The sequence below is a fragment of the Candidatus Zymogenaceae bacterium genome (genome assembly GCA_016931225.1).
GTDB lineage: Bacteria > Desulfobacterota > Zymogenia > Zymogenales > Zymogenaceae > JAFGFE01.
Genome location: JAFGFE010000036.1, coordinates 43089 through 63648, shown reverse-complemented (window position 1 = coordinate 63648; position 20560 = coordinate 43089). Strand labels below are relative to the sequence as shown.

The window sequence follows — 20560 nt, the reverse complement described above, 5'->3', positions numbered from 1 at the left end:
TCTGGATCGGCAGGTTATGACTGTGTAACCGCCATTGACATGCCGGGAGGTACGGCCACTGTCAACTCAAGTCTCGTTCAGGACACCTGAGTGGCGCCGACATCGTTGCCGGATGCGTGCTATTCCATCGAGTTACGTGATTCTCTCTTTGATACAGCGACCAATATCATAGAAATAGTCATTCGTTACACCAGCAGCGACAGGATGCTTTATCATGAGAAATAACGTATCATCATTTTCCGCCATTTCGAAATCCAGCATATCATGAGGATGAAAAGTCATTCCGTTTGTTATTGTGATCCAATGTAGTTTATACGTTGCGCCGTAGAAAACGACACATCTTGGTGTGTATTCAGAGATTCTTCTTCTGATATTCTGTATTCTGCTTTTCTTTACAAAATCCCTATATGTTTCTCTGTTTTCCAAATAAGGGAGACGTGAGATTGAATGGTATACCCATTTCCCGATGCCCGGCGAAGGTAACGGCAGTAATTCAATCAAACATGACTCCCCGGTCTTCGTGCCTAAAACATTTTTCTGATATTTTTTACGATTCTCAATAGAAGGTGATCCGCCTTCAATCCCCAGGATGATAAGGATGATTTTGTCCCATGTTTTTTCTAATACTGGCTTATCGTTGAAAAAGCGGTCAATACCAAGTTCAAGATGGTATTCTTTCACATCTTCCAACTCGGCATATCCGCGTGTTTTCCAGACATTGAGTCTTTTTTGAATCTCACTTTCCGAGTTTCCCCCGCCTTCTTCCATCCCTACAAACCAAAATTTTGAATTATAGTTACCATATCCGTAAAAGGATTCGATAAACCTCGCAAGCAATATGTCATCCAGCATTTTTTCATCCATGTGAGCCTGATAAATGTAGTTCGATTTTTCTTATAAATTCCTATATGATTATACTCGAACTGGAACTATATATACTAGTCGTTACTCCCAGAGAGGGAAAAAAATAATTCTCCCGTACGATTGGGCCAATGAATCGTGGCATAAGGAGTCATCGCAGTGAAAAATAACAGCATCGACACATCGACACGGGTTCACGCCCGGGTCGCCGGAGTCCTGTATCTCATCATCATCGTATTCGGCATCACCAGTGAGGTGTTCATCCGCGCACGCCTCATCGTGGCGGGAGACGCCGCGGCGACCGCTCAGAACATCCTGGCTTCTTCGGCCCTGTTCCGCGCTGGATTCGCAGCCGATGCGATTATGCTGTTGTGCGACGTCGCCCTCGCCGTGCTGTTGTATCAATTGCTCAAGCCGGTGAGCAATACCCTGTCTCTAACGGCGGCCGCCTTCCGGCTGACCCAGGCCGCCGTGCTCGGCTTCAACCTGCTGAACTTATACGCCCCCCTGCTGATCCTGGGCGGCACCGTTCCTCTAAGCTCTTTCGAGACCGCCCAGGTATACGAGCTGGCGTCGTTTTTCCTGAGCCTTCACGGCAACGGTTACGACCTCGGCCTGATCTTCTTCGGCCTCTCAAACATTGTCCTCGGCTATTTGGTTGTCAGATCGGACTACTTTCCGTCGATTCTCGGCTATGGACTGGAGGCGGCGGGTGTCGTCTATCTTGCGGGGAGCTTCACACGCTTTCTGCTCCCCGAGTATGTATCACTCATGGAACCTGTGTATATCGTCCCTGTCATTGCGGAGCTTTCCTTCTGCTTGTGGCTCTTGGGAAAAGGTATCAGGACTCAATTCCGATGAAAAATGAAATTGATGATAAATGGGGGATGGGAGAGCGTCATGGCTCGTATGTATTACATATACGATTCGGATGCCGTCTCTCCAACATGGCGGGAAACTTCGATTACTAGAAAGCAGGTGACGGGGTGCCACATATGGTTTCCGTATCCCGTTCCAATGCCGGTATCGACATTTTCGTATTCAATGTATTTTTCTTTTCCTCTGCAATAGTTCACCCAGAACCATCATGAGATCATCTATTTCAAAAGGCTTCTCTATATACTGACACCCTGTTATCTTGAAAAAATTCTGCGTTTCCTTTCCCAATACATCGCCCGTAATAAAAATGATGTTTTCAGCAAGGTGCGGATAATATTTCTGGACGTATGTATAAAAATTTTGACCGCTCATGCCGGGCATTTTCATGTCCGATATGATCGTATCGAACTGTTCATCTTTGAGAATTTCCACGGCACGATCCGCAGATTCAGTGGACGTAACCGTGTATCCTTCCGCCTGGAGAGCGTCCGAAATGAAACGGCGGAGGGATTGCTCGTCCTCAATAACGAGTACCGTTACCGTTCCCTCCGGTTTAGGTATGGATTTTGATGAAACACTTTCACTCTCGGAAGTACCCTCCACGCTGATGGGAAGACTCACGATGAAGCGGGTTCCAAACCCCGGATGGCTCTCCACTTCGATGGACCCGTTATGCTCTTTAACGATGCCGTAACAGACGCTGAGGCCGAGACCGGTGCCCTCCCCGGTTTCCTTTGTTGTGAAGAAGGGGTCGAATATTTTCCACTTTATCTCATCCGGGATACCGGGGCCGTCGTCAATGCACTCGATGACGACACTGTTTCCCTCACGTCGTGACTTGATCATCAAGTTGCCGCCCCCCTTGTCCCGCAACGCGTGATGTGCGTTATTTATCAGATTCATGAGAACCTGCTGTATCTGGTAGGGGTCAATGGATATCTCACCGGTGGTTTCATCCAGTTCTGTCTTCAGAGAAACGTCATCCACCCTGAGCTCGTATTCCCTGAGCGTGTATGCCTCCATGATGATCTTGTTGATATCGGTCATGATCCGTTCCGGTTTGTGCTCCCGGGCGAAAGCCAGCAATCCACCCACTATTTTCGTACACCGGAAAGATTCCGTGTAGATGGTGTCGAGCTTCTGTTTGATTTCCCCTGTGACTTCTTGTCTCAACAGTAACTGAGCGTTGCCGATGATGGCCGTGAGCGGGTTGTTGAGCTCATGGGCGACGCCGGAGAGGATCCCGCCCAGGCTCGAGAGCTTTTCGGCCTGTATCAACTGCTCTTGCATGTGCACCCGTTCGGTATTGTCCCTGATGAATCCCTGATAGCCGATGATGTTCCCCGAGCCGTCCCTCCGAACCGTGGCGGTCTCCAGACAGAAATGATCTATTCCGTCCCTATCCCTATATATAATCTCCAGGTCCTTGACAAATCCTTCACGGGTGATCAGCTCTTGAAACCTTTTATACTCATCTGGATCACGATAGATGATCTGGACGGGTTGGCCGATGATCTCTTCCTGTTTGTACCCGAATAAATCCCTCATGGCGGGATTGATGTCGATAAAAATTCCATCAACATCGCTTATATAAATGACATCTCTGCTTGTTTCAAAGAAATTGCGAAACTTCTCCTCTGATTCCCTCAAGGCCTCTTCGTACCGTTTGCGGTCGGTGATGTCGTGAATCACAGAATGCAGCAGTTCCTTTCCCCGCGCCTCTATTTTGCTGCTGAATACCTCCACGTCTCGTGTGGAACCGTCCGCCCTCCTGTGTTGAAATTCAGAACTGGCTCGTTCACCACCCCGTGAATTCCCCATTTCCTGCTTGATTTCTCCGAAAGAAAGTGTGTTGATATCCTGGATCTTCATCTGTTTCAGTCTTTCAATCGACCACCCGTAGAAGTTCGCCGCGGCCTCATTGGCGTCCACGATACTCCCGGTATCGGGATCAATGATCAGCTTTATCGCTGCATGGTAATGAAACATGTTTCTGAAAAGTTCCTCGCTCTCCTTGAGCGCCTCCTCCGCGAGCTTGCGTTCTGTGATGTCGCGGGCAATTCCGAAAAAGCCGACCGGATCACCCGAATTATTCCGTTTAAGAGATATGGAAGTCTCAATTTCTATCGTCGTCCCGTCTTTTCTGTTGAGCCGCCAGCCCGCGGTTTTTGCGGGAACTCCCGTTCGGAATACCTCATGAAACGTCAAAGAGGCCTTTTTGGCAATTTCCCTGGTCATATACCGCCGATAGTTGAGCCCCACTATCTCTTCCGGATCGTATCCGAGCATCTCTCTCATTGACTCGTTAAAGGACGTGAACCTCCCCCTGAGATCAACCTCAAAATAACCGTCCTCCATGGTATGGAGGATCGTCCGATACATCTCCTCGCTCTTTCTGAGCGCTTGTTCGGCCTGTTTTTCACCGGTGATGTCGGTCAATACACCTGTCATGCCGACGTGTCGACCGTTCCTCTCAATGGGCCGGCTGGAAGTTCGAACATGATGAATAGAGCCGCCCCTGTCTATCATTCTGAATTCATAGGGATTGAACACGCCGTCGGTTGTTTCTTCGCGGCTTATTATGAGACCAGGAAGGTCGTCGGCATGGATATATTCGGAAAATGGCTTTCCGATAACCTCCTTTATACTGTAGTCGAAAATACCCTCGGCGACAGGGCTTATATAGGTAATATTCCCCTGTGCATCGAGGTTAAAAATGACGTCGTTGAGATTCTCGACAAGTAAGCGGTATTTTTCCTCGCTTTTACGAATCGATTCGTTTGCCTCAATAAGGTGTTTGGTCTTTGCCCTGACCTGCCCACGAAGAAGCAAAATGATCCCCGCCGACAGGACCAAAAATCCTGCGGTGATGACGATGATCCAGATGATATAGCGCGGCACAGCCGGCTCGGGGGGCTTTTCCGACCAGCCGGCCAGAGTCCTGTAATAGTAGGAATCGGGCTGACTTCGCCATTCGTCCAAATTACGCTCTATGGCACTCAGGAGTTCGGGATTGCGTCCCTGGGCGGTGGCGAAGTAGAGCGACGACGGGTTAAGGACAACGGGGGTTTTCTTTAATTCATAGTTTTGGTACAAGTAGTCTCCAATGAAATGGTTGGAAAGCACGGCATCGGCATAGCCGTGATGCGCCAGAAAGAACGCTTCCTCGTATGTCTCGGCCTCAACAAACGTCACCGTGTAACCGAACCCGTTCATCATCTGTTCGAAGATTCCCTCCTGAATTCCCTTCTTGAGCACGGCGATCCGCCGTCCGTCGAGATCCGACAGCGTTGACACACGAGTCGAAGCATTGGCGTACACCTGCGACCAACTGTCAACAACCGGGGTCTCATGGAAATCATACTTCTCATCGCGCTCGGGGGAATAGGCGACATCGGGCATCAGATCGATCCGATACTCTTCAAGGTCCTCAAGGCAGTCGGACCATTTACACGGAACATATATCAGGGTCCAGTTTTCTTTTTTGGCGATTTCGTTCAGGAGATCGACGAAGATACCCGCAGGGAGGCCTCTCTCGTCAATAAAGATCTTTGGGGGATTTTGGTATATACCGACGCGTACCGTGCGGGTACCGGGATCATCGTTGTGCTCCTTAGCCGGGTTGTCTCGAAGATATTCCGCCGGTGGGAAGGGATTTTCGAATCCCGTTTCGAGATCTGAAGGAATCACGGCCGACACGTTATCGTTAATAATGGCAACGAGGCTGATGTGATGATCGTCCCGAGGATGGATTTCCCGTGCTTCACACGGCGATCGGCCGCCGACATGAAAAACCAGGATCGTCATCAATACGGCGATTGTCAACCGGCAGAGGATGAGCTTCTTCTCGGTATCCATAGCCGCTCCTCTCTTCATCGATCCAAGGTTTCTTACGCTTTTATGTATTTAGTATATTTTAAGTGATAATGCCCATCTTATCAAGAATTGTTTTTTCCCTGATATGTATCACCTATACACTTCCGCGTTCTTCTCCCGAATAACCTGAACGGTATATTTCAAATACTATTCGGTACTCTTGATCGTAGTGTGGCCGAGGAGTTGCTTCGGTTTTGACGCGTATTCGTGTTATTGAGAAGGCGGGTGACAAAGGAGTGTCCGAAGGTGCAGGAAGCTTGACATCCTGCGGAGCCTTGAGACTCTGGAGTGTTGTATATGCTCATCCTGATGATGGCGGGCCCGTCCCGTGTTCACCTCCATCTCTTGCGGTATTGTGTTTTCGTTGTGGCATACGGTTGGTTTGGATGTATACCCGAAATACAGAGAGGACAGTCGCACGCCACGCCTGTGTCCGTGTATGGAGATGACTCTTTTCATAAAGGGTCGGATAGACGTATCGACCAAACCGCTCGGAAAAATCGTCACCGTTTTGTCGAAACAGAAGCGTACGCGCATTTTTTATATTGAAATGTATCTGTTGTGTGATACTTCAATGCGTCGATGTATTTAAAGTCGACTATTTGACATAGTTTGAGATAAAATCATCAATCATCATGGTGCCGTAACAATCGATCCCGATATAGGCCGTCACATTTTCATTGTCCCAGGCGGGAGTACGACAAAAGCATCTTTCCGGCTCTCCCATCCCCTTGATATTAAAATTTCGTTTAGTTTGGTACAGGATTTCACCGGACGAGGAATTGACAATGACAAAGAAACAGACCGCACCGGGGTTTCTCACATACGATTTGATTCGTATGTAGGCGGTTACCGTCCCTTCATTTGACCCCGATGTGACGTAGTTGCATCCATAGCCGTCGAGAGTCAGGTCGGTGCATCCGCTTTCGTACACAAGATACGCGGGTCTCTCGATATAGTCATCACAGAGTGCAGTTGATGAAACTATGAAAAACAGAAACAGTGTTACCAGTGGAAGCATACCCTTTTTCATTTCTGTACCCTCCTGAAAGAAACCGACCGGAAAGGATTCTTCCGGTGAATCGATTCAAACGGGAAAAACCTATTTGAATGGGTAAATCTCTAAGATGTCACATCCCCTCGGTTCACCCAAATAACATGCCATGGCAAGATCGTTATACGATTTTATCTCATTTTCATGAATAACCCATTCTCTCTCAATATTACGCTGTTGAAACTCCATATCGGTGATCTTGCCCTCATTTTTCAATTTGATATCATCACTGAATTTGAATATCGTGTTGATAACAATTGAATAATAGCAATTCCCTCTTGAATAGTATATGAATGGATAGAGGCTCGTGTCATCCGTCCTCTTCAGGACGTATGTGTATATTTCAGCAGCCTCTTCAAATTCGCCTTCCGTGTAACATCTCTCCGCTTCTTTCAGTAACGTTTCAATGCTCAAGAAGTCATAGATATTTCTTTCCGCTTCATGTGAGGTGTCCTCCGGTTCCGCGTAATCATCGGGCGGAATATTGGAAAGAGGCGTGGTGTTCATAAACACCTCATGAGGATCGCCGGTTCCGGTATCCGTGTAGACGGGGACACCGTTTTCATCATAGTTCTTGTATATCTCCTGCCCGGCGAGATGTGTCCAGAGAAAGAGTGAAAAAACAATTATCAGGGCGGTGACATGTATGTTCCTCTTCACGGTAAAGAGTCCTCACCTGTACCGATACGTACGATGATAGTATAAAAAAATACGGCATTCGGGTCAACACTATTATGAATTATTCATTATATAAATACTATAATATCAGATGTGTGTTTTTTGAGAAAAGACAACGCGTTATATAAACAGTACAACTCCCCCGAACGGTCGTACCGCAGCCGATGCGGCGTGGGGAGGAATAACGGCGGCGAACGGCGGCCTTGAACCATCGACCCGGGTCTAGGCGAGGGTCGATGGGATCCTGTTCCCGGTCATCATCGTATTCGGCATTACCGGTGAAACATACATCGGCTCGGGACTGATTGTGGGAGGAGGGAAGGGCTCTTTTGGTGAGAGAGAAGAGATCTTTCGGATACTCCTTCACTGTGTAAAAGAGCGCCTCGGGGCGGGAGTCGACCTTAAAGACGTAGAGGAATCTCCGGTTTCGTTTCCTTTTTCAGGTCGATCCAGGTCTTTTCCGGCGAGGCCTTCAAAAAGGGACTATCGTGATAGCCGCCGGACGCCTGGGGAAGGGTCTCTGGACCTTCATGATCTGGTCTTCCAGGCTTTTGAGGGTTTTGTGTTTCAGGGCGTGTCGCTCATCGATCTGTGCGTAGAGTAGATCGATGATTAGTGTGGTGTTTTGTTTTTGTTAGTGTAGGTTGCGGAGATATTTCTGTCGTCAGGGTTTTTATAGTTTTCGATTTCTGGCTCTCTAAAAGTCCTTTCAGGATTATGTCCAGTTTTGAAAGATAGTATGTATCCATTGTTACCACTCCGGGATGGGAATAGAGTGGTACTACTGGTTTATATAGTTTTCGGTATTTAAAGAGTAAATGTGTGATTTATATGGTCACATATAGTAACTATATTATCTTAAACTATATACATCTATAAAAGAACAATATGCATATAATATTAAGTTCAAATATAACTTACACTCCATGAAATTTCTGCATGCCAAGCACCATACCCTTTTTTTGAATAAACTTCAAAGTTAACAACCATAGTATGATCCTTATAACAGTTTTTTATTCTTAATTCAGGACTTGGAGAACCAAAAATCGTATAATCCGACTGTATTTCTTCAAAACTTTGATCTCTATAGGGAGGACCCCATTTTACCCTGAATTCCGCATCATCAGGTCCATAGAATAGGATTTCTACAACATCAGTTACTCCAACACTTGGAGAAGATTCTAATGTTAAAGTAAAAGAACACACATCACCAGGCCCAGTTAGATATCCTGATACTTCTGACCTATCAGCGCTCATTTCACATTTATGCTCACCAATCAGGGGAGTATCTGATTCTCCTCCAAAATCAAGTGACTTCCCACATTTTGGGCAAAATTTAGCACCTGGAGGCAATTCTGTTCCACAATAAGGACAAAAGTTGATTGCATAAGCAGTACTAATAAAGCGATCATTTATTACTGGAATAATTCCTAATAATGATGAAAACGATAAAATGAAAGCTCCACCTTTCTTTACAAAATTTCTCCTTGAATTATGTTTCTCTAAGCCAGTAATAGATATCATCACTTCTATCCTTTGAAATATTTGCATACATTATTTCGAAATATTTGTAACTTTTATTGAGGCCAACTGTCAATACTTTTTTAATCGAAACCATTAAATGCCAGTTACCACTCCCAGATAATAAGGAAACCATATCAAAGTGGATATAACCCTGCCTCACTTTGAGAGGATGATAGCAAAGGGGGTAACAGCCATTTCACACCCTATATATAAAATCTGATATGGGGTACTTACGGGCTTTTCCGGCCTGAAACAACATTACAGAGGAATTGGCGGGAGCGATCCCGACGCATGGATGCGGACTTTCATAGTCCGCTTTTTTGGGTTAGCCTTTTTCCGGGAGGAGGTGATTTGGATGATTCCATCGAGAGAGTTTCAGGACAACTATGCCCTTGCCATCATCGCGCTTATGTTCAAGCAGGATGAGATATTGAAGACCGATGACGAGGATGTCCGGGCGCGGTTGATCGAAGAGTATGAGTTGAACGTCGTTACGCTGGACAAGGCGCTGGATTACCTGGCGGAGATCAGGAAGAAGCAAAGGTAAGATTAGCAGTCTGTTGCCTCATTACTGCCGGTCATCTTACTTCTTGAACCGAACCTGGCAACATTCATGGCCGTTCGCAATGGTATCGCCCAGTTCCAGTCTTCCGCCAAAACTCTCTGCAATTCCCCTGTCTCCTTCCATGGCGATATCGCAAAGCCTGGAAATCTCTTCATCACTGCATCCAAGCTTCTGCCAGGCCGCTACCAGCGGGCAGAATCCGAAATCTATAAACAGCTCATTGTCGGTGGATTTTAAAATCTTCATTTCAAAAACAATTTGAGCGGGTTTGGTAAACAACTTCTTTTTCAATCCCTTCAGACTGTGCGTTCCGCTCAAATCCACAAGATCCTGCCCGTGCATGTGACCGCATGCCCTGACAGCCGGAGAGCCAACCTCCTCCCAGGTAATTCCTTTCTTACCCACTTCATGTAATAGAAGGTACAGCCATGTCGCTCGATGCTCCAATAATCCTCTGATAGCGTTGACTAAAAAATTGTTTTTCTTGGGTACATTTGATATTTTTGACATATATTCTCCAGTTTCGTCGGTTGTAACGCGTGGATTCATAAGCTGATGGCGTTGTATATGTGAAAAAGAGCCGGGGTGATGCAAAAAAAGAAGCCATTCCTTGCTGAATTCTAATATCTGGGTTTGGCGCTGTCAACATCTTTCGGGCTGGGCGGTCACCCTTTATTCTTCTCGGTTCTGGCGTCTTTTCCATGAGATCCTCAATGCCGTGCTCCCTGTATGCTTTCTTGATATCGTAGAGTTTTTGTTGTGAGAGCCCGTTGATTGTGCATCTCTAGAAAATAGTACCTCCGAGATTCCATCAATTCGAGAATGCTGAATTTCTCGTTTAATCAACTTTTATTCTTAAGACCATCCGACAACTTCTTGGTCATAAAGATTTTAGTATGACCATGAAATATATATTTGTACGGGAAATACGTACGAAATACGGTGCAAAAGTTGTAGATTATATATGCTTACAAACAAAAAAAGGTCACGGGATAAAACCCGCAACCCCTTGAAATCACTGGAGCCGGAGAGGGGATTTGAACCCCTGACCTGCTGATTACGAATCAGCTGCTCTTCCACTGAGCTACTCCGGCTGAAGACAACGTACTCTATATTTTTTCCCCACATTTGTCAAGACCTATACGGCTCGATTTGTTCAAACATACAGCATTTTACTAAGATTTAGCGTCGTCCCGGGCGGCCGTGTCGACCTCTCCATCCGAGAAGAAAATACCTTGCGATGGACTCATCCTCCGTGATAGCATGTCGATGAAGCGACAATTTTTGGAGTTGGTATGGAACGAATTGATTCCGCGTATGTGTCCCGAGGGTATCGGGGCGCTATCCTCGCCGGGGGCGTCTATGACATGCTGGCGGGGCTGGGGCTCTTTTTTGTCTATCCGATTCTCTATGTCGTCCTAAGCGCCCTGGACCCGAATCTGTGTAACCTCTCGTCCGTGCCCGTCGCCGGAGAGCCGCCGGGCCTGAGGATGACGGCCATGACCCACATGAAGGTGAACGGTATGTTCATGTTTTTCGTGGGACTGGGATACCTCTTCCCGTTCGTCAACTACGAAAAATACAAGTTCTACATACCGATATTCGGCGTGGGGTTACGCACGTGGGCCGGGGCGTACCTGGTGTGGGCGGCGCTCGGTCTGGGGCTGGGCGTTGCCTATATCGCTTTCGGGGCCGTGGATCTCCTGTTTGCGGGGCTCTACGTCTATTTCCTCTGGAGCTATCGAAAAAAGAAGGTATCGGTCAGAATGCATTAGAAGCGGCAGGGATCGCGGGAATCCGCGATGTGCCGCTTCTTTACATGCGCAACAGGATTATTCTCCGTGGTTATGAGCGCACCTGCTCCGGCATCGGGGAGACCAGACTGATGTCGTGTTTTTCCAGTATCTCCTTGATCGTCAGGTTGCACTGATGCCTGATATCGAAGTAGTTTACGTCCAGTTTGATCCAAAACTCCGTTCGAATCGAGAGCGCATAGTCGTCAAAGGTATAGAGGTGGCAGCGAAGCTTTTCCATGAGCCCGTCGTTTTTCGCCAGTTCCGTGACGATCTCCGCGCATGCCGCTTCGATTTTCCCAGCCGGTGTGTCCCCGCAAATCCTGATGCCGTGCACTGTACGCCTCCCGTTCCGTGCAGAGATGTTCTCCAGCATTGAGTTCGCGATGTCGCTGTTGGGGACATAGATGAGGGTGTTGTCCCACGTGCGCATGGTGGTCATACGTATGCCCACCTGTTCCACCACCGCCTCGGTGCCCTTGAAATTGACGATGTCGCCGATCTGAAAGGGCTTGTTCATGAAGATATTGAAGCCCCCGAACATATGGCCGATGGTATCCTTGGCCGCCATGGCGATGGCAACGCCCCCCAGTCCGAGGCCGGTAATCAGGGAAAAGACGTCATAGCCCAGCTCCGACAGCATCACAATAATGACCATAATCCAGATGGCCGCCTTCATGAGGTTCGAGACCACCGGGATGATCTGATCATCCAGTTTTGATTCGGTTTTTTCCACAAGGGGATTGAGTATTCCCTTAATGATTACGTCCAGAAGCCTGATAATGAGCCAGGTAATCACCAACAGAAACACCACCAGTATCACCCGGTCGATGAAGGCCTTCGCGCCTTCTGTGAGGGTGAGGATCTTGAATCCGAAGTGGAATCCCGCGACGATCAGGATAAGCACCAGCGGCTCCTCCACGTTATCGACGATCATCGTGTCGATATGAGTGGCGGTGCGGTGGGTGATCTTCCTCATATTATGTTTGAGCAGTCGATAGATGATTTTTGCCAGCAGGGTAAAGCCGATGACAACCAGGAAGAAATACAGATATCGGTCAAGGGTATTGCCGAAAAACTCCTGGGAGATGAATGACATGAATTGTTCCATACGGTCATTTCCTCCGATTATGTAACATGCAGTGAGTGAATACGTTCATCGCCCCTGTATCGATGCAATCGGTACAGGGGCGAAATTGTAACATCACATGCCCGTGAGTGCAAGGGGGATGTGCCTGTTTTTCACCATGGTGCGGACGAATGAGGCAGCGGCGACGGCCGTGAATGGATCTTCTCGCCACAGATAACTTCCACAAACATCAGGACGACAGCGGGTAGTTACCGTACTCCTCGATCGCCTCCATCATCCAGCGGATGTTCTGAACCTTGATATCCGCGTGGGAATTGCAGGGACCCAGAATCAGGCCGCCTCCCTTTCCAGCCTTTTCAATGGACTCCCTCACATGATCGAAGACCTCCTGGCGGGTGCCGTGAGAGAGAACATGGGCGATATCCAGGTGACCCAGGAGTGACAGGTCATGCCCCACGGTTTTTCTGTATTCGGCCAGGTCCACGTTCGCCGTCGGCTCCAGGGAGTGATGTCCGTCGAAGCCCCATTTCACGTAGTAGGGAAGCAAGGGGATGGTCCAGCCGTCGGTATGGATAACGATCTTGATGCCGCGCTTGTGGGCGTGATCGGTGATTTCCGTGAAGGCCCTGCCGAAAAGCTCGTCCATCGTCTTCGGATTGAGCATGGGGCCGGACTTGTAGGCCTGGTCGTCGGAATAGATAAATCCGGGGAGGCCCGCGTCCACGGAGACGTCGATAAACTTCAGATAGATATTCTTGTTGTATTCAATCATATCCTCCATGAAGCCCCGCTCCTTTTTGATCAGGCGGGTGTAAGTGGAAAATCCGAAGGGCTGCCAGGTGTTTTCAAACAGGCCGTATAAAGCCGAGCCAAAAAGAAAAATGTCGTCCCCGAATTTCTTCTGGATGAGGCTGTTGAATTTGTACATCTTCTCGGGCAACGCCTCCCAGTTTTTCTTGTTGAACTTCTTCCAGTCCTCCGGGGTCGTGAAAAGGCCGTTCAGATACATGGGAGTGTCCATATTCCCGTACCCGTCATCGACGATCTTATAGAGGCGTCCGTACACGTCGGTCATCTCTTTGGAGTCTTTAAAAAGGAAAATGTTTGCATATAACGCCCAGGACGCATCGTATCCCATTATGATATCCGACTCCAGTTTTTTCAGCATGAACTCCGTTACGTCCCGTTCAAAGATGCCGATGCGGTTCAGGATGGGGGCGGTGATGTCTATGATTTTTGCGGTGATCGGGTTGGTTATATACTTGTACGAATTGTCGGGTGTGTCGCCCAAGATATCATAGACATGCTTCTGCACATCGATGCACGATATGGTCGGAACTCGATCCGGTTCCTGATGATTGAGAGCCTTTTCCACACGTTCTTTTGGATGCATAATGACCTCCGTAACACATAGCGTACGTTCCCCGTTGACCAAAAAGGGATGCACTCATACACTAATAAATATATGTAAGTATAAGGGAACATGGTCGACTCATTGTATCAGAACTGATAATGCCGGCGCAAATTATTTCTCTTTGAAAGAACGACACGTAATTGGTGACTTCAGGGGGACAATTTTTGCTTTGCGTAACATCTTCCCCGGTGATATGGTATGCCTCATGTCTCATGAGCCAATGAATGCCCGGGGCGCCGCACTGGCGGTATTATTCTGCCTCCTGTTCGGGTCGAACGCCCTGCCCATTAAGATCGCCCTGATCTGGATGCCGCCGATCGCCCTGGCCGCGGTGCGGTTTACCATATCGGCCCTGGTGATCTATGCCTATTCCCGCATTGTGGGTATTAATATAGTCGTCCAAAAAGGCGGCTGGCGGCATATGTGTGTGGTGGGAGCAATTTTCGGCGCCCAGTTTTCTCTCTTGTATATCGGCCTCAACAATACGACCGTCTCCCACGGCGCCATCCTGATGAATCTCCAGCCCTTCTATGTGGCTATTTTCGCCCACTTTTTTCTCACAGACGATCGTTTGACGCCCCGAAAGATTATCGGCATTCTCCTCGCCTTTGTCGGGGTGGTCTTTTTGTTTTCACGGTCGGAGACCGGGGGGTCGCAAACGCTCGTGGGGGATGCCGTGATGACGGTGACGGCGTTTTTATGGGCGAGTCAGACCGTCTATATCAAGAGGCATCTCGAGGATTGGGACCCGATTACGGTGGTGCTCGTCCCGATGATTATCGGCGTGTACATATTGGTCGCCGCATATCTGGTCTTGGAGCGGGGTGAGTCGGTGGTTGTCAACCCGAAGGTGGCGGCGGCGATATTCTACCAGGCGGTCATCGTCGCCGGATTCGGATACCTGACGTGGACACACCTTCTCTTGAAATACCAGGCGAGCACGTTGTCCACGTTTGTTTTTCTGATGCCGGTATCCGGTGTCGTACTGGGGGTGCTGTGTATGAATGATGAGCTGACGGTTCGTCTGGTGACGGGACTTGTCTGTATCGCCGTGGGAATTCTGGTCGTCAACGTCAAGTCGAGAGAGGCGTTTGTCGTCCCGGAGTAAACCAAATCCGCGAAGAAAAGGCGTGGTGACGACCCATACCTGAATTATCACATGATCTTTATTAGAAGTTTACTGTTTTGTGGGACAAGCTGAATGAAAATACGGAGATCCCATTTCCATTCGAGAATACAAAAAGATATTCCGATTATTGTCACAGAAGCCGTGATGGTATGATTCTAATGTCGTCTTCGTCTTCAAAATCCCATTGGAATTCACCTGAAGGAGTGGATGATGAGCGAGTTGAAAGCGGCGGGAGTACCCAAGGAACTGGAGCCGGCCTTCGCGTCCGCCGAGGAGAAAATCAAGGGCTTTTTTTCAGATATCACCACGATTCCCGAATGGGGGAGAATTCAGGTAAACGGGACTCGGTTCATGTAGACCCAGGCCCGTGGACTGGCCATGACCTTTCGAGATTCCGTGACCGAGATATTCGGCGAGAAGGAATCCGAGCAAATTCTGTACAGGTTCGGCCAGGCCCCGGGGAGAAACGAAGCCAGGGCGTTTCACGAGAGGTTCGGTCTTGTGGATCCAATGGAACGACTGGCGGCGGGGCCCATCTATTTCGCGTACAGCGGCTGGGCTTTCGTGGATATTCTTCCCTTTAGCGCTCCTCGTTCGGACGAAGATTATATCCTGACCTATCATCACCCCGGCTCCTTTGAGGCCGAGGTTTTTATGTCCGATAACATTACATCGTCCCACCCGGTCTGTTTTATTAACGCCGGGTATTCTTCCGGCTGGTGCGCGGAAAGCTTCAATATCCCCCTTGACGCCCGGGAGGTGTCCTGCGCCGCGGCGGGAGATAAGCACTGCACCTTCATCATGACCCATTCATCAAAAATGTTGGAACGTCAGTAGCGATTCCGGGAGCTCTTACAGAAAAAGCCGGCGGCGGAGATCACCACCGAGGAGTTGCTGTAGGTACCGGTTTTTTATAGGACAGATAACGCAGGTGATATGAGAGAGGGGAGGCGGATTGATATCCGTATATGAAAGACGGGGCGATGTTCACGCCCCGTCTTTTCCGTATGGATATAAAAAACCCGTGGGAAACGAGAACACACAGGGCTTCTCCTGGTGGGTATCGTTGTTCAATGCAGCGGGATGTCGGGTGACGGTAACGTACCCTCAGGGTACGCCCGGGACGATATCGGGTCTTTTAATATCGCCTGCCGATCGGTATCCATCGGGAGAAACACACACCCGCTTATGGAGACGGAATAAGCTCCCCGGCCATGACCGTGCACCCGAAGCTTTCGAACACCTGACGGCTCTTCGCCATTGTCTCCCGTGCGGTGTATTTGAAAATCATGCCGTTTTCCAACTGACGATTGAGGTCGTCGGGAGTACGGCCGGTCTGTTTGGACAGACTGTTAATCAGATTCAGGGCCCGATCGTACTTCGCGGGTTTGAAGACCGTCAGGGCGTGTATCACTTCCACCGTGCAGCCGAACTTCTCGAAGGAGGTCTTGCTTCCCAGCAGGATGTCGAGAGACGAGTATCGCATGATCATTCCACCGGTCAATTTCTTTGCGATCTTTTCTTTCTGTGTCCGCGTTTTCTTCGAAAGGTCGTCTACAAGCGTCATAAATGTCTCGTTATCCTCCGGCCTGAAAACCTTCATGCTGTAAAAATATTGATACTTCCAGCCGCAGTGAGGACAGTGATTGACGTCAATCCTGATCTCCTTGTCGCAATTGGGATTCGCACAGTTTTTAACGGGAAATCTCGAATCGTCGGCGATCGTTACAACCCGTTTTTCCGTATCGTTCTGTATCGATTCCCGTTTTCGCGTCTTGATATTCCTCAAACCCAGTATGAAAAGCAAAAAACCGGAGAACATCAGAATATAGCCGGAGGTTTCAAGATAATAGAGGAACGAAAGCCCGAAGAGTGTAATACCGAAGAGTATGAGTATGACGCCCATTTTCCGCTATCCTTTATTCCGAACTGAGTGAACAATAACGGGATTGATCAACAATAGATCGACGTCGCTGAGTATATCACAATGCCATCAAATAGTATAGATCTGTAATAGTGGTTGTTTTTTCATGCATGGAGTACATGAGGTGTTTCACGTCCGGGTTTTTTCCCGGTGTATTTTCCTGCATGTACAGGGACAACGGCAGCCCCGGGGATACTCAAGCCGTGAAAGAAGTACATACGGGAGGATATATTCGATCGACTCCACAGTGTCGCCTTTCGGCGATGATCAATACCACCGGGGCATCGCTCTGGCAGGCACATCGAGGGTGAAAAAACGCTTATGGAAAAAGTGATCATATAAGAGAAAACATATAGAGAGGTCTGATCCATTTTCAATGCGAGACAGGATGAACCGGCCGGGGGGCGCCGCCCCGATAATACACGGCATAAGACGGACGCATGTCATTTCCCGTATACTCCCCTCCCGTGGTGCATGAGGGAAAAACCAAGCGGGAAAACGGGGGTGGTCAGGATATCTATGAAAACGGGTGTTTTCTCCCATGCGGAGGGCTGTTTTTTCGTTGTAACCGGGGAGACATCACCCATGAAAAGAAAAATAAACCTTGCTTTTTTGACAGTGTCTTATTAAAATTTCTCTTGCTCAAGCGTCTTTTATAGACGATTCGCTTCCATAGTACGATGTGGAAAGAGAGGCATACACGACACATCATATTGAAAGAGATCGGGGTATTAGTGTGTCAAAAAGAGATAATGACGCATACCGACGACGGCAGGGTAAGGACAGGTATTCACGTCAATTGTTCGGACTGCCGATCGGGATCGAATACATGTCGGTCAAGGGCGCTGTCATCCCGGCCGACTGAAAACCGACTGAATGGCGGGGTGAAAGAGGCGTGGGGTGTAAGGGGGTGGTGAATGACAATTAATTGAACGAATATCACGGATACATGTGGGCGGATATGATATTTTCCGGCTTTGTTTGTTATTGTTACCGAAAAGTTTTAGTAAAAAAGGTAAAAAATATTACGATACAGTGGCATTGTCTGATTTGTTTGTGGTATAATTGCGCTTGCGTTTGCTTATGTGTATGAGTGAACGTATCGAATTTGGGGAGTGCTGCGTTCATTTTTCACATGACACGTATAAGAGTGTTATATGGCGAAATTTGTAAGGGTTATTTGCCCGAGCTGCAGTAAAGATATTTACATGGACCCGTCAGAGGTTCCGGAGTCGGGGAAAAGTGTCATCTGTTCCTCGTGCGGCACCACCTTCAAGGTAAAACTTGGGAAAAGGGATAAACAGCCGAATGAAAATAGGGGGCTCCCGTCCTCGACGAAGCCCCGTGTTGTTGTCATTGAAGATTCCAAATTCGCCAGGACGCAAATTAGTGAGGCCCTCAATGGGGAGGGTATCGCTGTTGTGGAAGCGGAAACGGCCGAAGACGGACTGAGGCTGGTACAGGAGCTCCACCCGCTGGTGGTTATTGTGGATATTTTCTTGGGCATCGGCAATCCCCAGGGGCTTGATATTATCAGGACCATCAAGAAAGGCGTGGCGGAAGGCTCATCCGAGGATATTAAGGTGGTCATGTACACGGTGATGTCCGAGGAAAAAGTTCCGCTGGCCGTTCGAAAAATGACCGACTCCTTCGTTCACAAGGGGCCCACCGCTCTGTTTCATTTGCGGGAGGAGGTTATACGGCTTCTCAAGAGGTAGAACCGGCGGGATTCCAATACAGGGGGAGGCCGATCCAAAAACGATAGACGTTTGAGCATCTCGCGAATCCAGTCATGTCTCCCGGATGAGGGGGGAAGGTGGGGATGGGAAGGAAGGGGGAGAAGTCGACGGGGAGGCATTGATGGGCGGTCTGTTCCCGTTTGAAAGTACTTCATCGCATGAAAAACCGGCTCTTCGTTTTTTACGAAGAAGCCGGTTTTTTAATACGTCTTCGGCAAAAAAAGCCGGTGCGGTTGCATCAGCTTTTTCGGGCGATCTTCTCGTTAAGAATGGTAATCTGCATTGCCAGGGAGGCGGCGTTTGCGAGGATCTGGAGCTGGTCCAGGTTTTTGTCGGCGACAGTGCCGGACTCGTCATCGCAATAGAGTATCGCCACGGTTTTATCGTACACCACAAAGGGGATAATCAGGCAGTTTGCCGGCAGGTAGCCCCCGATGTGCTTGTGCAGCTTTTCAGAATCCGAGTCGCTCATCTTGCCGGAATAGAATGTCCTCTTGGTGACCACCTCTTCAAACGAATCCAACTCCAACACACCCATTGAAAATGCCGAGGAGGTCTGATTCAGTTTTTCGATATTGTCGCCGCCCTTCTTGGAGAATCCTTTATAATAGCTCATATCCGCCTTCTTCAGTACGGCGATGAATCCGCGATCGTGATCGATTTTCAGGAAATTAAAGATAGTGTCCGAAATAAAGGCGAAGCTCTGTTTTCTGAGCAGCTCCTTCGATGTCTTTTTCAGATAAGTCAAATCGAAGATGTCCCGTTCGATTTCCCGCTCGGCGCTTCCCAGCTCCAGCTTTGCGTCAAGAAGCTCGCTGATGAGCTGTTCCCGAATGAACGCAAGCTGTTCTTTTTCGTTGTGGATGCGCTTGTTGCGAAACAGGTTCTCGACGCAGAGCGACAGTTCCTCCACGAACTGATCCAAACCCGTTCTCAACAGGTTGCTGCTGAGATGGGATTTGTCCGGTTTATTGAGAAAATAGCTGGCGCCCATAAAGAGCGATTTGAGCCGGATTTCCGTATCATTGATGGAGGTAATGATGATGACCGGTATTTGGGGTAAGTTCTGATTGATTTCGCTGAGGAGCTCGAGACCGCCGTAAATCTCAACGGTTGACTTGATCCCCGGCATAACCAGGTCAAGGATGAGCACCGGAGACACCCGGGTCAACTCCAGGCTGTTGATGCGCTCCAGGGCTTCCGTCGGATTGTCGTAGCTCTCCACCGTGTAGCCGAAATTCATCAATCCATCAGCGAAGATGGTCCGCATCAGTTTTTCGTCTTCCACCAGGATGACCAATTCCTGGGGAGAGAATGAGGAAATGCTGTTGGCCACGTTCTCGATTGATTTAATAATCTCGTCCTTGATGTTCGCCTGATCGGTTGGAACGGATTTTACCGGCATGTCCTCGTCATGTTCCTCGGAGAGGAAATCGATTTCCATATTTGAAAAAGATCGGTCGATTTCCTCAAGGAACTCGTCCACATCCACAGAGAGCTCCACCTCTTCATCATCGATTTGTTCATCCTCGAATCGATAGATGCCGTCCCAGAAAAACATGGAATACAAAGTATCCTCCATGATTTCCTTGAGGGTGCTCTTCAGGTTGTCTTCTGTGATGAATCCCTGCTTGAGAAGGATGTCGCCCAGGCGTGTGTTCGGCGCCTCCTTTTTCTGAAACATCAGGCTTTTTCGGAGGTCCTTTTCACTTATGAGACGCTTTTCGATCAGTCTCCTCCCCATACGTTCCTTGAAGGTCGGAGAGTAAGCCTTCACGATTATGCCGTTGAGAAAATGAATCGTCCCAAAACCTTCCTGGGATTTGACCGCCAATACGCCCGTTAAATTGTCGCGCTTTACTTCCCGAAGGATATCTGCAAGTTTGTTTTTTTCGAGACTTCCAGAAAGTTTCATGATTGCACCGATAGCTGGGTCACAGTAAGAACGTAAATGCTATAATATAAAAAATATCAAAAAAAAACAAGCAGATTTATTCATTATCGTACAATATCATAATGTGGGTAAAATACTGA

General features: G+C 48.4%; 17 protein-coding genes and 1 tRNA gene. 7 read left to right on the top strand and 11 right to left on the bottom strand.

Features of this window, described 5'->3' with window-relative positions; translation table 11 throughout:
* Positions 1-132: 132 nt before the first annotated feature.
* A complete protein-coding gene (locus JW885_14515; protein MBN1883377.1) occupies positions 133-864 on the bottom strand; it encodes a hypothetical protein in 732 nt (243 codons plus the stop codon).
* Positions 865-1020: 156 nt separating this feature from the next.
* On the opposite strand from JW885_14515, the gene JW885_14510 reads away from it, so the two are divergent.
* Positions 1021-1722 (top strand): DUF4386 domain-containing protein, encoded by a 702-nt coding sequence (locus JW885_14510; protein ID MBN1883376.1) that lies wholly within the window; start codon positions 1021-1023, stop codon positions 1720-1722.
* Positions 1723-1902: 180 nt separating this feature from the next.
* Here JW885_14510 and JW885_14505 read toward each other — a convergent pair whose 3' ends face one another.
* The 4 genes from JW885_14505 to JW885_14490 form a co-directional block, all read right to left on the bottom strand.
* Positions 1903-5598 (bottom strand): PAS domain S-box protein, encoded by a 3696-nt coding sequence (locus JW885_14505; GenBank protein MBN1883375.1) that lies wholly within the window; start codon positions 5596-5598, stop codon positions 1903-1905.
* Between the two features lie 616 nt (positions 5599-6214).
* A complete protein-coding gene (locus tag JW885_14500) occupies positions 6215-6649 on the bottom strand; it encodes a hypothetical protein (protein ID MBN1883374.1) in 435 nt (144 codons plus the stop codon).
* A 69-nt stretch (positions 6650-6718) separates the two neighbouring features.
* Positions 6719-7330 (bottom strand): hypothetical protein, encoded by a 612-nt coding sequence (locus JW885_14495; protein ID MBN1883373.1) that lies wholly within the window; start codon positions 7328-7330, stop codon positions 6719-6721.
* 924 nt (positions 7331-8254) lie between these two features.
* Positions 8255-8872, bottom strand: a complete 618-nt coding sequence (locus tag JW885_14490) for a zinc ribbon domain-containing protein (protein MBN1883372.1) — start codon at positions 8870-8872, stop codon at positions 8255-8257.
* 355 nt (positions 8873-9227) lie between these two features.
* On the opposite strand from JW885_14490, the gene JW885_14485 reads away from it, so the two are divergent.
* Entirely contained in the window at positions 9228-9419 is a 192-nt protein-coding gene (locus JW885_14485; protein MBN1883371.1) for a hypothetical protein, read from the top strand.
* A gap of 36 nt (positions 9420-9455) precedes the next feature.
* Here JW885_14485 and JW885_14480 read toward each other — a convergent pair whose 3' ends face one another.
* Together JW885_14480 and JW885_14475 are read right to left on the bottom strand one after the other, a co-directional pair.
* Positions 9456-9947 (bottom strand): L-2-amino-thiazoline-4-carboxylic acid hydrolase, encoded by a 492-nt coding sequence (locus tag JW885_14480; GenBank protein MBN1883370.1) that lies wholly within the window; start codon positions 9945-9947, stop codon positions 9456-9458.
* Between the two features lie 509 nt (positions 9948-10456).
* Positions 10457-10531 (bottom strand) — tRNA-Thr (locus tag JW885_14475).
* Between the two features lie 201 nt (positions 10532-10732).
* Here JW885_14475 and JW885_14470 point away from each other — a divergent pair.
* Complete coding sequence (locus JW885_14470) at positions 10733-11212, top strand: hypothetical protein (protein MBN1883369.1); 480 nt, start codon at positions 10733-10735, stop codon at positions 11210-11212.
* Between the two features lie 70 nt (positions 11213-11282).
* On the opposite strand, the gene JW885_14465 is transcribed toward JW885_14470, so the two are convergent.
* Together JW885_14465 and JW885_14460 are read right to left on the bottom strand one after the other, a co-directional pair.
* Positions 11283-12341 (bottom strand): mechanosensitive ion channel family protein, encoded by a 1059-nt coding sequence (locus JW885_14465; protein ID MBN1883368.1) that lies wholly within the window; start codon positions 12339-12341, stop codon positions 11283-11285.
* A gap of 208 nt (positions 12342-12549) precedes the next feature.
* Positions 12550-13713 (bottom strand): hypothetical protein, encoded by a 1164-nt coding sequence (locus JW885_14460; protein MBN1883367.1) that lies wholly within the window; start codon positions 13711-13713, stop codon positions 12550-12552.
* Positions 13714-13939: 226 nt separating this feature from the next.
* Between JW885_14460 and JW885_14455 the strand changes: the two genes are divergently transcribed.
* The 3 genes from JW885_14455 to JW885_14445 all read left to right on the top strand — a co-directional run bounded on the left by JW885_14455 (position 13940) and on the right by JW885_14445 (position 15700).
* The gene (locus JW885_14455) at positions 13940-14842 is read left to right on the top strand and encodes a DMT family transporter (GenBank protein MBN1883366.1); all 903 of its coding nucleotides are present in this window, start codon (positions 13940-13942) and stop codon (positions 14840-14842) included.
* A gap of 231 nt (positions 14843-15073) precedes the next feature.
* A complete protein-coding gene (locus tag JW885_14450) occupies positions 15074-15220 on the top strand; it encodes a hypothetical protein (GenBank protein MBN1883365.1) in 147 nt (48 codons plus the stop codon).
* Positions 15221-15241: 21 nt separating this feature from the next.
* Complete coding sequence (locus tag JW885_14445; GenBank protein MBN1883364.1) at positions 15242-15700, top strand: 4-vinyl reductase; 459 nt, start codon at positions 15242-15244, stop codon at positions 15698-15700.
* A gap of 349 nt (positions 15701-16049) precedes the next feature.
* Here the strand turns inward: JW885_14445 and JW885_14440 are convergent, their stop codons facing one another.
* The gene (locus tag JW885_14440) at positions 16050-16769 is read right to left on the bottom strand and encodes a hypothetical protein (protein ID MBN1883363.1); all 720 of its coding nucleotides are present in this window, start codon (positions 16767-16769) and stop codon (positions 16050-16052) included.
* 1175 nt (positions 16770-17944) lie between these two features.
* Between JW885_14440 and JW885_14435 the strand changes: the two genes are divergently transcribed.
* Positions 17945-18505: a response regulator gene (locus JW885_14435; protein ID MBN1883362.1), complete on the top strand. Its 561-nt coding sequence runs from the start codon at positions 17945-17947 to the stop codon at positions 18503-18505.
* Positions 18506-18764: 259 nt separating this feature from the next.
* Here JW885_14435 and JW885_14430 read toward each other — a convergent pair whose 3' ends face one another.
* Complete coding sequence (locus JW885_14430) at positions 18765-20441, bottom strand: response regulator (GenBank protein MBN1883361.1); 1677 nt, start codon at positions 20439-20441, stop codon at positions 18765-18767.
* Positions 20442-20560: the final 119 nt, after the last annotated feature.

Coding starts and splice junctions, on each gene's coding strand:
- JW885_14515 (MBN1883377.1), bottom strand. CDS start 864: ATGGATGAAAAAATGCTGGATGACATATTGCTTGCGAGGTTTATCGAA.
- JW885_14505 (MBN1883375.1), bottom strand. CDS start 5,598: ATGGATACCGAGAAGAAGCTCATCCTCTGCCGGTTGACAATCGCCGTA.
- JW885_14500 (MBN1883374.1), bottom strand. CDS start 6,649: ATGAAAAAGGGTATGCTTCCACTGGTAACACTGTTTCTGTTTTTCATA.
- JW885_14490 (MBN1883372.1), bottom strand. CDS start 8,872: ATGATATCTATTACTGGCTTAGAGAAACATAATTCAAGGAGAAATTTT.
- JW885_14485 (MBN1883371.1), top strand. CDS start 9,228: ATGATTCCATCGAGAGAGTTTCAGGACAACTATGCCCTTGCCATCATC.
- JW885_14480 (MBN1883370.1), bottom strand. CDS start 9,947: ATGTCAAAAATATCAAATGTACCCAAGAAAAACAATTTTTTAGTCAAC.
- JW885_14470 (MBN1883369.1), top strand. CDS start 10,733: ATGGAACGAATTGATTCCGCGTATGTGTCCCGAGGGTATCGGGGCGCT.
- JW885_14465 (MBN1883368.1), bottom strand. CDS start 12,341: ATGGAACAATTCATGTCATTCATCTCCCAGGAGTTTTTCGGCAATACC.
- JW885_14460 (MBN1883367.1), bottom strand. CDS start 13,713: ATGCATCCAAAAGAACGTGTGGAAAAGGCTCTCAATCATCAGGAACCG.
- JW885_14455 (MBN1883366.1), top strand. CDS start 13,940: ATGTCTCATGAGCCAATGAATGCCCGGGGCGCCGCACTGGCGGTATTA.
- JW885_14450 (MBN1883365.1), top strand. CDS start 15,074: ATGAGCGAGTTGAAAGCGGCGGGAGTACCCAAGGAACTGGAGCCGGCC.
- JW885_14445 (MBN1883364.1), top strand. CDS start 15,242: ATGACCTTTCGAGATTCCGTGACCGAGATATTCGGCGAGAAGGAATCC.
- JW885_14440 (MBN1883363.1), bottom strand. CDS start 16,769: ATGGGCGTCATACTCATACTCTTCGGTATTACACTCTTCGGGCTTTCG.
- JW885_14435 (MBN1883362.1), top strand. CDS start 17,945: ATGGCGAAATTTGTAAGGGTTATTTGCCCGAGCTGCAGTAAAGATATT.
- JW885_14430 (MBN1883361.1), bottom strand. CDS start 20,441: ATGAAACTTTCTGGAAGTCTCGAAAAAAACAAACTTGCAGATATCCTT.